This is a genomic window from Trichocoleus sp. AS-A1 (assembly GCF_039962015.1).
Lineage (GTDB): Bacteria > Cyanobacteriota > Cyanobacteriia > Cyanobacteriales > FACHB-T130 > FACHB-T130.
Genome location: NZ_JAMPKG010000001.1, coordinates 172,366 through 188,005, shown reverse-complemented (window position 1 = coordinate 188,005; position 15,640 = coordinate 172,366). Strand labels below are relative to the sequence as shown.

Below are 15,640 nucleotides of genomic sequence, written 5' to 3'. Positions count from 1 at the left end.
ATTAACACGGTTCGTCTTGGAGTCTTTCGTAAGCTATGGCTTGGGCAGCTGGGCAGAGGTTATACGGCGATCGCTATATCATCGAAAGACCGCTGGGTCAGGGTGGTGTTGGGATTACCTATCTTGCTAAAGACAGAAAAGGCAATCAAGTTGTCATCAAGACGCTGAAGGACGATGTCCTCAACAACCCAGAACTCGCTTCTTTCCGGGATAAATTTCAGCGGGATTTCCGAGATGAGGCGCTACGCTTAGCCTTATGTCGTCATCCGCATATCGTGCAGATTGACAATGCTTTTCAGGAAGGCTCGCTTCCCTGTATGGCGATGGAATATGTGGAAGGGGAAGATTTATGGAAGTGGGTGAACAGGTGGGGACTGCTGTCGGAAATAGAAGCACTGCGCTACATTCAGCAGATTGGTGAAGCGCTTACCGTCGTTCACGATAAAGGGTTGCTGCATCGGGATGTAAAGCCGCACAACATCATGCTGCGTTCTGGGAAATTAGAGGCAGTTTTGATTGATTTTGGGATTGCACGGGAGTTTATCCGGGATACTACCCAAGCTCATACTCAAGCTTTAACCCACGGTTTTGCACCGATTGAGCAATATGCTGAGGAAGCGAGGCGAGGCGAGTATACGGATGTCTACGCCCTCGCTGCAACTCTGTATTATTTACTCACGGGAAAGCGCCCGACTCCGGCTTTTGCCAGGGCGGCGAAAGTTCCCTTAGAGGCACCGAGACAAATTAATTCTAGTATTAGCGATCGCCTTGAGCTGGCAATTCTCCAAGGTATGGAGTTTGAACCAGAGAATCGTCCTGCTTCCGTGCAAGCTTGGTTGGATTTATTTAATTTCAGCAGTCTGAATCAAGATGCGGCGACGTTACCCATCCGAAACGTTGAATCAGTCATTACTACGTCTGACACCACGCTTCCCACGACAATGTTTGTTTCTTCAGACTCTCACAACAAGCTGAGTCCGGAGGCGGGGGAAAATTACCGTCAATTGCGGGATTTATTAGCAGCAGGGAAGTGGAGAGAAGCCGATATGGAAACGGCGGCGATTATGCTGAAGGTAGCCCGTCGGGACGAAGAATGGCTGGATTACGAACACATTGAATCGTTTCCAGGGCAAGATTTACGCACCATCGACACTCTCTGGGTAAACTACAGCAACGGACGCTTTGGCTTGAGCGTCCAGAAGCGGATTTACAACGAGTGTGGGAAAGATTTTGTCACGTTTGGCGATCGCGTGGGTTGGCGCGTCAACGAAACTTGGTTGTGGTGGAATGACCTCAATTTCACTTCCGATGCTCTCCCCGGACATCTTCCGGGATGGCGAGTCGGGGGTTCGGGGGGGGTTTGGGGTTGTTTTGTAACGGTTGGCGAGTCGCTGCTGGCGCGTCCCGACTTGTAAGCGAATCAACTCAAGAGCGATCGCTTTGTTTTGAAGCAGCTGGTTCGCAAGATTTCTGGAAATTAATTCTTAAACAAGTTGAATTTGAAAATTTTCCATTGCTTGTTTTTTCTGGGCATAGAGACTCCGCAACCTCCGCAATTGAGCCTCTGACAGCACAGATTTAATGACGCTCAGCAATTCCCCCCATCTGTACATTTCTGCCAAGGAAGGGGCTGTGTTTAGTTTCTGCTCGTAAAATTTCACCCAAAAGCCGGGGGCTTTATATTGATGCTTTCTCCAACGCTTGCGCCATCTGAGGAAATCTTTGGTAGTGGGTGTCTCTGCGCCTAAAATGGGTGGCAGATCCGCATAGCTGACAAACGTACTCACGCCTTTGCCAACAACGTGGATGACATATTGCCAACAGTCGATCCGATATATCTGTTCGGGGTTGAGGTTAAGCAAAAGCGCGATCGCTTCTTTCGTCACAAACCGAGCCAATTGATGAACAACCCTTGCTTCAGGCTGTGAGCTTGATATCATAATAATTAACTCCAATATCATGGAGTTTTTGTGGAATTAGCGATCGCTCTTCAGTTTCCGACGCCAAAGGGCGATCGCTTTTTACTGGATAAAATATTTTAGTCGAAATTTAAACTCTATGTCAAGAACAGAGTTAATAAAGTTGCGGATTAGGGAGTTTGCCGCCAAGGAAGGCTGGACGCTGAAGGAGGTTTCCGAACGTTCCGGAGTCTCATACAGCACCATCAAAACTTATGCAGTGTCGCCGGGAATGGTGATGGCGGACTTAGCTGCTTTAAGAAAGTTAGCGCGAACTTTTGATGTGTTAATTGAAGATTTGTTGGAAGTGGTGCAAGAATAAGCAGCGTAACATTCAATAAAGTTTAAGTGAGCGATCGCGCTGTGGGGACATTTCTTGGTACTGTGTCAAAATGAACCCAAGCGTTTCAACATTGCAATCGATGGTTTGGGGCGGTGCAATTAATTTCAGCAGTAGGAATGGACTACAGCAGACTGCAAGATTGACTAGTAGATGGAAATGGAAAGAAGCTGATAAAGAAACTGCGGCTGTTGTACTTAAAATAACCAATCGAAAAAGAAGGTTTGCTAGATATAGAAGCGATTAAAAAGATTCCCTATCCAGACTTTTGTACTATCGAAAAACTATGGTTAAGATACAGCAACGAGCATTTTGGTTATAGCGTACAAAAGAGTATCTGGCAGAGTGTCGGTGGTAAGCTGCACGCTGGCGATAAAACTTGGCAAAGTTTTGGCGATCGCTTGGGATGGTTTGAACAAGGTTGGTGCGAATATGATGAACTTACCTTCAGCTTGGATGCACCAGCAGGACATCTTCCTTGGATGCGATCGCTTAATTTCTATCTTAATGGGGACGTGGTTTCTTCATTTTTAATTGTGGAAATGTCTTCTCTCGCGTCGAGACTGGCAACTTGTAGCCAAAAGTAATTTATAGCGGTTTGTAAGATTTGTAAAAGACGAGTGATGGGAAGCGATCGCTCTCTCTAAATCCAAGTTTTCACAAGCGATCGCTTCTGGCAAGATAAGGAGAAGTGTCACATTCACTAAGGTCATCAGTTGCTATGCGTTTGAAGCGAATCCTTGGCTTTTTGGTGTTGTGTGCGGGTGTTAGCAGCCTCTTCATCTGGCAAGAAGGGCGATCGCTACCCGTCTCCCAAGCTCAACCTCCACCCCTGCCGGAGGGGGTGCGATCGCAGACTGATGTGCCTTATGTGCCAACACCTAACGAGGTGGTGACAGCAATGCTAAAGATGGCTGACGTGACTCAAGATGATGTCGTTTACGATTTAGGTTCTGGTGATGGCAGGCTGGTTATCGCAGCCGCGAAGGAATTTGGCGCGAAAGGTGTCGGTTTCGAAATTAACCCGCGACTAATTCAGGAAAGTAACGAAAAAGCTAGATTAGCAGGTGTGAGCGATCGCGTGAAGTTTGTCGAGCAAGATTTGTTCCAAACTGACCTCAGCGAAGCTACCGTGGTGACGCTTTACCTGTTGCCTAAAGTTAACGTCCAACTGCGACCAAAACTGCTGCGCGAACTCAAACCGGGAACGCCCGTTGTGTCTCACCAGTTTGACATGAAGGAATGGAAACCCGATCGTACTGAAGTGTTGCGGGTTGGTTCTCGCATTCACAGAGTTTTCTACTGGGTGATTCCAGCACAAGTAACAGGAACCTGGCAATGGAATATGCAATCCGTTGGAAGCAAAAATCCTTACACGCTTCAATTACGTCAACAGTTTCAAGAAGTTACCGGAACTGTGAAAATGAGCAATGAGGAAATACCGATTACTGAGGCGAAATTAACAGGCGACCAACTTAGCTTTAAAGTTTCACAGCCGAAGCAAGGGAAGCTGGTAACAATGCAGTTTAATGGGCGCATTTCTGACAACACCATTATTGGAAGCGTGGATATATTAGGCGGTGCCAAAGTAGATAGACGCAACTGGTCAGCCCGACGCTAATACTAAATTGGTCAAATTCCTTTGATGCAAGAGTTTTAAATTTTACTCTAACGCGAGCAACAAAAGAGCGATGATTGCCCGAACTAGAAGAGTTAGACAAATTGTATCAGTCTAACGAAATGATAGTTAGCCTACTTCATTTCTCGGTGGGCGCGTACCGGAACATTGTCTGTAGGGTGTCATCCTTAGACCTCCTGCATGAATAGGAAAGCAATGTGCCAGTTAGAGTCAAGGTAAAGGAGAATCGGGAAAACCTTAGGAAGAAGGACGGCAAGAGGGAGTTAAAATGCCCTATAACGAATTAGAACATCTATCCCGTAGAAACTTTTTAGCGACTTCTGGCAAGATTAGGAGTCTTGAAGAGGTCATATTGAACCAGCAGTCTCCCTGGCAGTTTCTCGCAGCCGCTCCACATCACGCATCGGTGGTGCACCAAAGAGCCGCTTGTATTCCCGGTTGAAGTGCGAGGCGTCATCATATCCCACATGGTAGGCAGCACTGTTAGCGTCAAGGTTTTGCCCCAGCATCAGACGGCGAGCCTCTTGAAGCCGTAGTTGCTTCTGAAACTGCAAGGGACTCATAGCAGTGACCGACTTGAAGTGATGGTGAAAGCCAGAAACGCTCATGCCAAGCTCTCGTGCGATGCTTTCAATCCGAAGCGGCTGGTTAAAGTCTTTGCGAAGTCGATCGACCGCTCTGGCGATGTGGTGAGTGTAGCCACCTAGAACGGCAATCTGACGCAGCCGATTTCCTTGCGTTCCCATTAGGAGTCGGTAGATAATTTCCCGTTTAATCAGGGGTGCAAGCACATGGGCTTCGGCAGGAGAATCGAGAAGCCTGACAAGCCGCACCACAGCATCCAACAGGTCTGCATCCAACGGACTCACGTCGATCGCTTTTACACTAGCACCCCGTTGCGCTGAGGGATAGCCTGCCTCAACCATGACTGAGCCAACTAGGGTAGGGTCGAGATCGAGACGAAGGCCTAGGTACGGTTTTTCCTGAGTTGCTTCTAGAATTTGGCTGGCAATCGGCAGTTCGACTGTCCCCAGCAGATAGTGCATCGGATCGTACTGATAGCGATCGCTGCCCAGTAGGACTTCTTTGCTGCCCTGAGCGATCGCACAAAAGGCAGGAATAGAGACACTATGAAAGCATTCCGAAGGAGACGAGGTGCGATAGAAGTGCAATCCTTTCAGCAGCTCGATCGCTCCATCTTGACGAATCGCTTGGGCAATTCGCTCCCTTAGTTCCTCTCGGTTGGCTTGCGCTCGGTCTGCTTCACGCTTTGCCTGAGGGTTATTCATCAACGCTCTATCGGACTTTTCACTCGTTCTTGCAGCGTTCATTTCTGATGTCCGTTCAAATCGATTTATAGACACATCAAGCTCTAGAAAGGGTTTGGCAGCTAAGCCTGTATAAGAATCTAGCGCGGCTTGAATCGAAAGCGGTGCAAGTTTGCAGGATTGTACAACCATCCTAGACAATCGTCCTATTGCTTGCCTTTCAAGATTCCTAGAATGAGGTTAAAGCAATGAAATGTGATTCCGGCTGCTTGTAAGCGTCTGGATTTCTCTTCAAGAGAACACTCAGGTTTATTTGGTCAAGCGCTTCTTTCGATTGCACGAGAAGCATCATCAAATCCACGGCAGGCATTGGTCGCTGTGGGAAAGCTTTGCATGACAAAGCACAAATTGGAGGAACAGAAATGAAACGGCTCACGATACCTGTCATGGCATTTTCCTTATTGGCTTTGGGGTTCGCGCAGGCAGGGCATACGCAAGTCTCATCTGGCGATCGCCCACAGACGGTAGAAATCACGCGTAACGGTTCGCAGCCTTCCACTGAAGGATCTGCCGAATATTTCACGGGTTCTGTACGCATCAATCCTCTTTTTCCGGCGCACGATCCATCCCGTGCATCTGGCGCAAGTGTCACCTTCAAGCCAGGTGCCCGAACCGCATGGCACACCCATCCTTTGGGGCAAATTCTGATTGTGACGGCTGGAGTTGGCTGGGTTCAGCAGTGGGGCGGTCAAATTCAGGAGATTAGACCCGGTGATGTTGTCTGGATTCCACCGAACGTAAAACACTGGCACGGAGCCACAGCAACTACAGCCATGACCCATACTGCGATTCAAGAACAACTTGACGGCACCCCTGTGAACTGGATGGAACAGGTCAGCGACGAACAGTACGAAGGGAGATCCTGATGCTTTCGAGATGGCTTCCCACTAGAGGAAAAAACGGTCAGAAGCGAATGCTGATTTTGGTTCTCGCTTTAGCAATGTCCCTAAGTTCCTCAGCCTGCCATGCCGATAACAGTATCACCAGCAATGCCCCGTTAGAGATACCAACTGAACTATCAACCGAGCAGACAAACAGGATGAAGATCAACATCCAGATCGGAAACAAGGTTGTACCAGCCACGTTGATTGACAGCAAAACCACTCAGGATTTTATTTCCCTGTTGCCATTAACACTGACGCTAAAAGATTACGTAAACACCGAAAAAATTAGTGATTTGCCAAGACGATTATCCACAGAAGATGCACCTCCGGGCACCGATCCTGCGGTTGGAGATATTGCTTATTACGCTCCCTGGGGGAATTTAGCGATGTATTACAACGATTTTGGATACTCAAACGGACTCATTATCCTCGGAAAAATTGACGGTGACATCGAGGCATTGAATGTGCCTGGTTCTGTAGAAGCGACGATTGAGTTGCGATCGCAGTAAAGAGGGTACGAAATGAAACTGCTTGCGACGACTATTGAGCCAAAGTGAACCCGCTAAATAAACCCACACATACGAACAAATCAATGAAACACCGCGTTCTAATACCAACCCTCTTGATGAGTGCAATCGGTGCAACGGCGGCATTTGCACTCGACAAAACACACGTCTGGCGTAATAGCCCCCAAGCACTCGCGCAGCAGTCCCCTGTGGTCGAGGGGGCGGACAACTTCTACAAGAGCGACAAGGTGACGGTGCAGAAGGTTACATTCAAAAACCAATACAACATGCAGGTTGCTGGGACTCTCTTCATCCCCAAAGCCTTGAATCAGAACGCCAGGAATCCGGCAATCATTGTCGGGCACCCAATGGGCGCAGTCAAAGAACAGAGCGCAAATCTGTATGCCCAAAAGCTGGCTGAGCAGGGATTCGTCACCTTGTCCCTCGATTTGTCTTTCTGGGGCGAGAGTGAGGGGCAGCCTCGCAACGTTGTTTCGCCGGATATTTATGCCGAGGATTTCAGTGCTGCGGTCGATTTTCTGGGCACCCGACCATTCGTTGATAGAGATCGGATTGGCGCTCTTGGAATTTGCGGTAGCGGTAGCTTCGTCATCAGCGCCGCCAAGATCGATCCGCGAATGAAGGCTATTGCGACGGTCAGTATGTATGACATGGGTGCTGCCGCTCGCAACGGGCTTAAGCATTCTACGACCCTGGAACAAAGGAAGAAATGGATCGCAGAGGCGGCTGAGCAACGCTATGCGGAGTTCACGGGCGGCGAGACCAAATACACAAGCGGGACTGTGCATGAACTAAATGAGAACTCCAGCGCCATTGAGCGTGAGTTCTATTACTTCTACCGCACTCCTAGAGGCGAATACACCCCCAAAAGTTCGTCGCCGAAACTTACAACGCATCCGACACTTACCAGCAACGTCAAATTCATGAACTTTTACCCGTTCGATGACATTGAGACGATTTCGCCTCGTCCGATGCTGTTCATCACGGGTGACAATGCCCATTCTAGGGAGTTCAGCGAAGATGCCTACAAACGCGCAGCCGAGCCAAAGGATCTCTACATCGTTCCGAACGCGGGACACGTCGATTTGTACGACCGGGTGAACCTTATCCCGTGGGACAAGCTTGCGTCCTTTTTCAATCAGCACCTCAGTCGGTAAGCGAGAAACTGGCAGGAGAATATATGCTACTCAACTCGAATGGAAACTTCACAGATAAGGTGGCTTTTGTCACCGGAGCAGCGAACGGCATCGGTCGAGCGACAGCGCTGGCATTTGCTCGTGAGGGCGCTAACGTGGTGGTCGCTGACATTTCAGAACAAGGCAATCAAGAAACAGTCCGCATAATTGAGGAACTCGACGGGCGGGCGGGAGCTTCGCTGCTGCCGAAGGCGCTCGCCGTCAGGTGCGACGTGACGCGAGCCGAGGACGTGAAGGCAGCCCTGGATAAGGCCATTGAGATTTTCGGGCGACTGGACTTTGCCTTCAACAACGCTGGCGTGGAACAGAAGATAGCGGCGACAGCCGACCTTACAGAGGAGGAGTGGAACCGCATCGTCAACATCAACCTGCGCGGCGTGTTCCTGTGCCTGAAGCACGAAATCCCGCTGATGCTCAAGCAAGGCGGTGGCGCGATCGTGAATACCTCTTCAGGTGCTGGGGTTAAAGGCTTCAAAGGTCAAGCGGCTTACGTGGCTGCAAAGCACGGCGTGGTCGGACTGACCAAGGCGGCGGCACTCGACTACGCCGCGCAGAACATTCGCATCAACGCTGTGTGTCCCGGAATCATCGACACCCCGATGATGGATCGCTTCAGCAGCGGCACTTCCGAAGGACGAGAGCGAGTGATCTCGCAGGAACCAATTGGAAGGATGGGTCAACCCGAAGAGATCGCCAATGCCGTCGTCTGGCTGTGTTCGGATGCGTCCTCCTTCGCTATTGGGCACGCCCTGGTCATTGATGGCGGTCAAACGGTTTAGTGATGTGCGTCGCCAACCAGATTAAACCCTAAACGCACGACAACAAAGCATTGTCGCCATCGCCACATTCACCACTAACGACGATGACTCATATCGCTACTCAGGAGGTACTCGACGGCAAGCCCTTAGACTGGATGGAAAAGGTCAGCGACGAACAATACCAGGACAGATTCAAGACCGAGTACAAGTAAACCAGCTTATCTTCCAGATTGGAGCATCAATTTATGTACAACGCCAAAGCTTACTCCGCAGTCAGTGCAACATCACCGCTGGCCTCCGACACGATCGCACGGCGCGATCCTACTGAGCATGACGTTCAGATTGAAATTCTCTTCTGTGGCATCTGCCACTCCGACCTCCATTCAGTGCGGGACGAGTGGAGCGATTTCATGTCCACAACCTACCCGATCGTTCCCGGTCATGAAATCGTCGGACGGGTCACTCAAGTCGGTTCAGCAGTGACCAAGTTCAAGTCGGGCGATCTAGTAGGAGTTGGCTGCATGGTCGATTCGGATGGTCACTGTCCCAATTGCAAGGCTGGCTTTGAGCAGTTTTGCCAAAATGCGATCTTCACCTACAACTCTCCAGACAAGCACAAGACCGCTCCAGTTACCTATGGTGGCTATTCCAATAGCATTGTTGTCGATCAACGCTTCGTGCTGCGCGTTCCCCCAAACCTCGATCTAGCTGGAGTTGCACCGCTCCTGTGTGCAGGCATTACCACGTATTCGCCACTCCGTCATTGGGGAGTTACAGAGGGTAAGAAAGTAGGTGTGGTCGGTCTGGGCGGATTGGGGCACATGGGCGTGAAGCTTGCTCATGCAATGGGAGCGCACGTTGTTGTCTTTACCACGTCCCCCGACAAGAAAGAAGACGCGCTCCGCCTGGGTGCCGATGAAGTTGTTGTTTCCCGCAATGCTGACGAGATGCAAAAGCACGCTGGTAGCTTCGATTTTATCCTCGATACCGTCGCTGCCAAGCACGACATTAATGCTTATCTCAACCTGCTGGACCTCGATGGTAACATCACCCTGGTTGGTGCGCCTGAAAAGCCTCTAGATGTCGCGGCATTTAGTCTGATTATGAGTCGCCGCAGTCTTTCTGGCTCTATGATCGGCGGCATCGCCGAAACCCAAGAGATGCTCGACTTTTGCGGTGAACACAATATCACCGCCGATGTTGAAGTCATCCCCATCCAGAAGGTCAACGAAGCCTACGAGCGACTGCTCAAGTCCGATGTGAAATATCGCTTTGTAATTGATATGGCTTCTCTGAAATCTGAATAACCGAGGTGAAACTTCGCAGGAGTACCAATGCAAACGCGCTTACGAGCGCTTGGTGAACAAGGACGCGCGCTATCGCTTCGTCATCGACATAGCCCCGCTGAAGGCAGGCGCGTCGAACCGAAGCTAACCCGCTAGATAAACCCACACATACGAACAAATCAATGAAACACCGCGTTCTAATACCAACCCTCTTGATGAGTGCAATCGGCGCAACGGCGGCATTTGCACTCGACAAAACACACGTTTGGCGTAATAGCCCCCAAGCACTCGTGTAGCAGTCCGCGGTAGTCGAGGGGACGGACAACTTCTATAGGAGCGACAAGGTGACGGTGCAGAAGGTTACGTTCAGAAACCAATACAATATGCAGGTTGCTGGGAATCTCTTCATTCCCAAAGCCTTAGATCAGAACACCAAGAATCCCGCAATCATAGTCGGGCACCCAATGGGCGCAGTCAAAGAACAGAGCGCAAATCTGTATGCCCAAAAGCTGGCTGAGCAGGGATTCGTCACCTTGTCCCTCGATTTGTCTTTCTGGGGCGAGAGCGGTCGTCGAGTCCGGGCGTGACGAGTATTTAGTCACATTGACGTCGTCGTCAACAACGTGGGGTATAGCCTGAGCGGCTAAGTTCGAGGAACTATCCTTATCCGAGATCGAGCGCCCGTTTGCGACCACCTTCCGTGGAAGCTCAACTCTGGAGAGCGACGTGACAACGAGTAAGCCTGACGAAATCCCCGAAGCGGTTCTTTGGCTTGATTCGGATGCGACTTCGTTTGTAATTGGACATGCGATGTCCGTCGATGGAGGATTTGTACGCTCCCAAACTGAGGAGGACGCTTCAGGGGCGAGACTGGCACTAATTTGACAACAGGATGCTTGTCTTTCGAGATCGTGACTTCTTCACCACGAAGTGCCACCTCAATTAATTTGGGCAGAGGTTGAGATGCCGCAGCGAGATCGATTTGCTGCATAAATCTAACCCTCTTTTTTATTCATCTTCCATCTTTTCTAAAAAATCCGTGTCTTGATACACTTGGTCAAGTGCCTGCTGTTGAGTCCGACGGGAAGGACGACGGTATTTTTTGGCTTCTAACCGGGGTTCGTATTGACTGTGCCCTTTACCCTTGGTTTTCATTTTCAGGGTGGCGTCGGGATCGGCTTGTTGGTTCAGATGAGTAGAAAGAGCGATCGCATCTTTCAGAAAATCTAGATAATGCTCGTAACGTTCCCAATCCCCTCGCACCGCACAATTCGGCTCATCCCGATGCAGGCAATCACTAAATTGACATCGGGCAACCGCTAAGCGCTGGCGTGCTTCTGGGAAATAATGCACTAACTCTTCCGGAGTCGCATCCAAGTCTGGTTGGTTGAATCCAGGGGTATCTGCAATGAATCCGCCTGTCGGTAATTCAAACAATTCAACGTGTCGCGTCGTATGACGCCCTCGGCTGAGTTTGCCGGAAACTTCTCCGACGCGCAGATTGACGCTGGGAATAAGATAGTTTACGATGCTCGATTTCCCGACGCCAGAAAGACCCGCAAAAATAGTAATTTTATGATTTAGTTGATGCTGGAATTCTTCTAGACCTCGACCTGTGTGGACGCTGATAAATATCGGTTGGTAGCCCCATCCTTGCAAGCGATCGCGCCATTGGTTGAGTTGGTCAGTTGTCACTAAATCGCTTTTATTTAAGCAAAGGCAGACTTCTAAGCCAGTAGACTCTCCTTTTACCAGAAAACGACTCAATTGATAGGCATCCAACGTAGGTTCTTCTAGGGCAAAAACGAGAAGAATTTGCTGAGCATTTGCCACTGGAGGACGATCTAGTTCGCTTGTGCGGGGGAAAACTTCAGCGATCGCTCCCCGTCCACCTGCCCAGTCAGCTTCTTCAATCAGAACGCGATCGCCTACCATCACCTTCTGACCTATTTTTTTCAGCCTTGCCCGACGAGTACACAGGAGAAAGGGAGTTATCGGCGGGGTGTCAGCTTCCAACTCCAAACTACTGAGGTCTAGTCGCACTTGATAGAAATTCGCCTGCACAGCCACCACCGTCCCAATTAACGGCGAAGATTCTTCCAACCGATCAACCGGATCTGGAAATTTCTGCTCCCTCTCCTCTCCTGTCGGCGGTAGCGACGGAGGTGGTACAGAACTCATAGGGAAGCTGGACGCCGCACCCTCAGGGCAAAAAAGCCTGTGCGGTCTTCAGACGCAATGAATCGCGTCTCTTCAATTGTGTAGCCCGCCATCGCTAAACTATCAGGAACCTGCTCAATTGGCTCACCCGGATCTAGCCAAACTTCTAATAAGGTGTCGGGTGCCATTTGTTCCAGGCGGAGTTTAGTGCGAACGAAATTAATCGGGCAAGGCGTCCCCCGCAAGTCCAGCTGAGCGTCCGGCACATCCGTTGCAGTCGCTGGATTGTCGATCACTTGAACAACCCTCCTAAAAATCCTTCTAAACCGCCTTTCCCAGTGCGATCGCCTTTGATTTTAGCCAGCTTCTCCAGCAGTTCCCGTTCTTCAGCCGTAATCCGATTGGGAATATCAATTCCTACATTAATCAGGTGATCTCCCCGGCTGACTGGGTTCCCTAGTTTGGGTACGCCATGATTTTCTAGCGTCAGCACCGTATTCGGTTGCGTTCCCGCCGGAATTGTTAACTCTACCGGCCCATCTACTGTATTCACTTCCAGACGGCATCCTAAGATCGCCTGCAAGTAGCTAATCTTAATCTCTGACAGGACGTTAATCCCATCCCGATGAAACTCTGCGTCTTCCTCAACAAACAAATAGACGTACAAATCTCCCGGAGGCCCACCGCGCAGACCAGCGTCTCCTTCTTTAGAAACGCGTAGCCGGGTTCCATTATCTACCCCTGGAGGGATAGTAATTTTAAGCTTTTTCGTCTCCTGTTTGCGACCGACGCCTCCGCAAGTTTCACACTTGTCCTCAATTACCTGCCCTTCACCGTTACAGGTGGGACAGACAGAGACTTGGGTAAAGCTACCAAAGGGAGTCCGTGTCGCACGACGCACTTGACCGGAACCACTGCAAGTCGGACAGGCTCGCGGTCGCGTTCCCGGCTTGGCACCTGCACCGCTACAGGTAGCACAGGTTTCTAGATGGGGAATCCGGATTTCTTTTTCGCCCCCAAAGACGGCTTCCCGAAATTCCAGCTTTAAATCTAACCGCAGGTCGTCGCCGCGAACGGGACCGCTACGTCTGCGAGCAGCCGTTTGACCCCCGGTACCCCCAAACCCACTGAAGAAGCTTTCAAAAATATCGGCAAAGTTACCAATATCGCCTAAGTCTGGGCCAGCTCCGACACCAGAAGCGACTCCGGCTTCTCCATAGCGATCGTAGCGAGTCCGGGTTTCTGGTTCCGAAAGGACTTCGTATGCTCGATTGATTTCTTTAAAGCGTTCTTCCGCCCCTGGCTCTTTATTGACATCCGGGTGATATTTCCGGGCCAGACGGCGATAGGCACGCTTAATTTCCTCTTTGTCTGAGTCACGGGAGACCCCGAGAATTTCATAGTAGTCGCGGGCCATAGAACGCTGCTTCTTTAGGGGTTAAGGGTTAGGAGAACGGAAAAATGAAAACTTTAGATATCCTTCAATTTTTCATTTTTCCTTTTTTATTTTTATTTGATTTAGTCAACTGGCTCGTAGTCAGCCTGAACGGTATTATCGTCATCAAATCTAAAGTCATCGTCATCGGGTGTAGAGTCAGGCGCTTCACTAAACTCTGGAGATATGCCACTTTCCAGGCTTTCGTAATCATCCGGTGTCTCGCGTCCGCTGGCTTGCTGGTACACGGCAGCACCAATCGCAAACAGTGTCTGCTGAAAATCGTCGATCTGTTGTTTGATCTCCTCAACACTAATTGAGGGGTTAGCCAGCGCCGCTCGCACCGCTGTAGCCTTCTTATTTGCCTGCGTTTTGATATCCTCTGCAACCAGATCCCCGTTGTCATTCAACGTCGATTCATAGCTGTAGAACAGGCTATCAGCCTGATTTTTCAGCTCCACTACTTGCATCCGACGCTGGTCTTCTTCGGCATAGGTTTCAGCTTCGTGCCGCATCCGTTCGACTTCGCTGGCACTCAAGCCGCCGGTATTGCTAATCCGGATACTCTGCTCTCTCCCAGTGCCTTTATCTTGAGCCAATACTTTGAGAATTCCATCAACGCCGATTTCAAAGGACACTTCAATTTGAGGGATGCCTCTGGGAGCGGGGGGAATTCCTGCTAGGAGGAATTTGCCAAGACTTTTGTTATCTTTCGCCATCGCCCGCTCACCCTGTAAGACGTGAATTTCCACGCTGGTTTGTCCGTCGGTGGCGGTGGAAAAAACTTGGGATTTCGTCGTGGGAATTGTGGTGTTGCGCTCAATAATTTTTGTAAACACTTCTCCCAAGGTTTCAATGCCCAAGCTTAGGGGGGCAACATCCAATAGCAGCAGATCCTCGACTTCGCCGCTTAAGACGCCTCCTTGGATCGCTGCTCCCAGCGCCACTGCTTCATCCGGGTTGATCGACCGATCGGGTGCTTTGCCGCCAAAAAACTTCTTAATCGCATCTTGAACGGCAGGAATTCGAGTTGAACCTCCCACCAGGATGATCCGGTCAATCTCATTGGCTGTCAAACCGCTGTCTTTGATCGCCTGAGCTACAGGCTCAATGGTACCTTCCACCAAATGGTTGACGAGTTCTTCAAACTGGGCGCGGGAAAGTTCCATCTCTAAATGTTTTGGCCCGGTTTCATCGGCGGTGATGAATGGCAAATTGATGGAGGTGCTGCCCATGCTGGAAAGTTCGATTTTGGCTTTCTCTGCTGCCTCTCGCAACCGCTGGAGAGCCATTTTGTCGGTTCCCAGGTCGATGGAATCTTGCTGTTTGAAGTTTTCGATCATCCAGCGGACAATGCTGTTGTCAAAGTCATCTCCGCCTAGATGGTTGTTTCCAGAGGTAGCTTTGACTTCAAAAACGCCGTCACCCAATTGGAGTACGGAAACGTCGAAGGTACCGCCCCCTAAGTCAAACACCAGAATGCACTGCTCTTCATCTTGTTTATCCAAGCCGTAGGCAAGAGCAGCTGCCGTGGGTTCGTTGATGATCCGTAAAACTTCCAGTCCGGCAATGGTACCGGCATCTTTTGTCGCCTGCCTTTGGGCGTCTGTGAAGTAGGCAGGTACGGTGATGACTGCCTGGTCTACCTGTTCGCCAAGAAAGTTTTCTGCATCCTGCTTTAGCTTTTGCAGGATCATCGCTGAGATTTCTTGGGGGGTGTAGTTGCGTCCCCGAATTTGGACATCGACGGTATCATCGCGACCTTTGATACAGGTGTAGGGCACGCGCGATCGCTCTACTTCGGTGTCATCCCAGCGGCGACCGATAAAGCGTTTAATGCTGTATACCGTATTTTCGGCATTGGTGACAGCTTGCCGTTTTGCTAGCTGACCCACTAGGCGATCGCCGCCCTTGCCAAATCCCACGATACTTGGGGTCGTTCTCCCTCCTTCTGTGTTAGAGATGACGATGGGTTGACCCCCCTCTAAAACAGCCACGCAACTATTGGTCGTGCCCAAGTCGATGCCAATGACTTTTCCCATAGCTAGCTGTAGTAAAGGTTTACAGGATTTGTTAAGTAGCCGTCGAATTGCTTGTCCGAAATGGTTCGGACCCGGCACCAGATTTCC

At 50.2% G+C, this 15,640-nt stretch carries 16 protein-coding genes and 1 pseudogene; 10 read left to right on the top strand and 7 right to left on the bottom strand.

Annotated features, from left to right (window positions below):
• Positions 1 to 35: 35 nt before the first annotated feature.
• Positions 36 to 1,415, top strand: coding sequence for a serine/threonine-protein kinase (locus NC994_RS00885; RefSeq protein ID WP_190436290.1), 1,380 nt, complete (start codon positions 36 to 38; stop codon positions 1,413 to 1,415).
• Positions 1,416 to 1,484: 69 nt separating this feature from the next.
• Here the strand turns inward: NC994_RS00885 and NC994_RS00880 are convergent, their stop codons facing one another.
• Positions 1,485 to 1,940: a hypothetical protein gene (locus NC994_RS00880; RefSeq protein WP_190426374.1), complete on the bottom strand. Its 456-nt coding sequence runs from the start codon at positions 1,938 to 1,940 to the stop codon at positions 1,485 to 1,487.
• A gap of 118 nt (positions 1,941 to 2,058) precedes the next feature.
• Between NC994_RS00880 and NC994_RS00875 the strand changes: the two genes are divergently transcribed.
• The 3 genes from NC994_RS00875 (at position 2,059) to NC994_RS00865 (ending at position 3,919) form a co-directional block, all read left to right on the top strand.
• Entirely contained in the window at positions 2,059 to 2,280 is a 222-nt protein-coding gene (locus tag NC994_RS00875; protein ID WP_190413812.1) for a helix-turn-helix transcriptional regulator, read from the top strand.
• A 242-nt stretch (positions 2,281 to 2,522) separates the two neighbouring features.
• Positions 2,523 to 2,885 carry a GUN4 domain-containing protein gene (locus NC994_RS00870; RefSeq protein WP_190436288.1) on the top strand — a complete coding sequence of 121 codons (363 nt, stop codon included), beginning with the start codon at positions 2,523 to 2,525 and terminating at the stop codon, positions 2,883 to 2,885.
• 134 nt (positions 2,886 to 3,019) lie between these two features.
• Complete coding sequence (locus tag NC994_RS00865; protein WP_190436285.1) at positions 3,020 to 3,919, top strand: class I SAM-dependent methyltransferase; 900 nt, start codon at positions 3,020 to 3,022, stop codon at positions 3,917 to 3,919.
• A gap of 365 nt (positions 3,920 to 4,284) precedes the next feature.
• Here NC994_RS00865 and NC994_RS00860 read toward each other — a convergent pair whose 3' ends face one another.
• Positions 4,285 to 5,268 carry an AraC family transcriptional regulator gene (locus NC994_RS00860; protein ID WP_190436606.1) on the bottom strand — a complete coding sequence of 328 codons (984 nt, stop codon included), beginning with the start codon at positions 5,266 to 5,268 and terminating at the stop codon, positions 4,285 to 4,287.
• A gap of 359 nt (positions 5,269 to 5,627) precedes the next feature.
• On the opposite strand from NC994_RS00860, the gene NC994_RS00855 reads away from it, so the two are divergent.
• The 6 genes and pseudogenes from NC994_RS00855 to NC994_RS00830 all read left to right on the top strand — a co-directional run.
• Complete coding sequence (locus tag NC994_RS00855; RefSeq protein WP_190436283.1) at positions 5,628 to 6,131, top strand: cupin domain-containing protein; 504 nt, start codon at positions 5,628 to 5,630, stop codon at positions 6,129 to 6,131.
• Positions 6,131 to 6,658: a cyclophilin-like fold protein gene (locus tag NC994_RS00850; RefSeq protein ID WP_190436279.1), complete on the top strand. Its 528-nt coding sequence runs from the start codon at positions 6,131 to 6,133 to the stop codon at positions 6,656 to 6,658. Before NC994_RS00855 ends, NC994_RS00850 begins: the two co-directional genes overlap by 1 nt.
• An 83-nt stretch (positions 6,659 to 6,741) precedes the next feature.
• Complete coding sequence (locus NC994_RS00845) at positions 6,742 to 7,833, top strand: alpha/beta hydrolase (protein ID WP_190436276.1); 1,092 nt, start codon at positions 6,742 to 6,744, stop codon at positions 7,831 to 7,833.
• Positions 7,834 to 7,856: 23 nt separating this feature from the next.
• Positions 7,857 to 8,651, top strand: a complete 795-nt coding sequence (locus NC994_RS00840; RefSeq protein ID WP_190436273.1) for an SDR family oxidoreductase — start codon at positions 7,857 to 7,859, stop codon at positions 8,649 to 8,651.
• Positions 8,652 to 8,875: 224 nt separating this feature from the next.
• Entirely contained in the window at positions 8,876 to 9,937 is a 1,062-nt protein-coding gene (locus NC994_RS00835) for an NAD(P)-dependent alcohol dehydrogenase (protein ID WP_190413822.1), read from the top strand.
• Between the two features lie 299 nt (positions 9,938 to 10,236).
• Positions 10,237 to 10,482, top strand: a pseudogene (locus NC994_RS00830) (alpha/beta hydrolase); the annotation flags it as partial.
• Positions 10,483 to 10,559: 77 nt separating this feature from the next.
• Here NC994_RS00830 and NC994_RS00825 read toward each other — a convergent pair.
• The 5 genes from NC994_RS00825 to dnaK form a co-directional block, all read right to left on the bottom strand.
• Positions 10,560 to 10,907, bottom strand: a complete 348-nt coding sequence (locus tag NC994_RS00825) for a hypothetical protein (protein WP_190436270.1) — start codon at positions 10,905 to 10,907, stop codon at positions 10,560 to 10,562.
• A 17-nt stretch (positions 10,908 to 10,924) separates the two neighbouring features.
• Positions 10,925 to 12,097, bottom strand: coding sequence for a small ribosomal subunit biogenesis GTPase RsgA (gene rsgA / locus NC994_RS00820; protein WP_190436267.1), 1,173 nt, complete (start codon positions 12,095 to 12,097; stop codon positions 10,925 to 10,927).
• Positions 12,094 to 12,369, bottom strand: coding sequence for a sulfurtransferase TusA family protein (locus NC994_RS00815; RefSeq protein ID WP_190427803.1), 276 nt, complete (start codon positions 12,367 to 12,369; stop codon positions 12,094 to 12,096). The genes rsgA and NC994_RS00815 overlap by 4 nt, the downstream gene beginning before the upstream one ends.
• Positions 12,369 to 13,493, bottom strand: a complete 1,125-nt coding sequence (dnaJ, locus tag NC994_RS00810) for a molecular chaperone DnaJ (protein ID WP_190413824.1) — start codon at positions 13,491 to 13,493, stop codon at positions 12,369 to 12,371. The genes NC994_RS00815 and dnaJ overlap by 1 nt, the downstream gene beginning before the upstream one ends.
• 101 nt (positions 13,494 to 13,594) lie before the next feature.
• Positions 13,595 to 15,553: a molecular chaperone DnaK gene (gene dnaK, locus NC994_RS00805; protein WP_190427811.1), complete on the bottom strand. Its 1,959-nt coding sequence runs from the start codon at positions 15,551 to 15,553 to the stop codon at positions 13,595 to 13,597.
• Between the last annotated feature and the right edge of the window lie 87 nt (positions 15,554 to 15,640).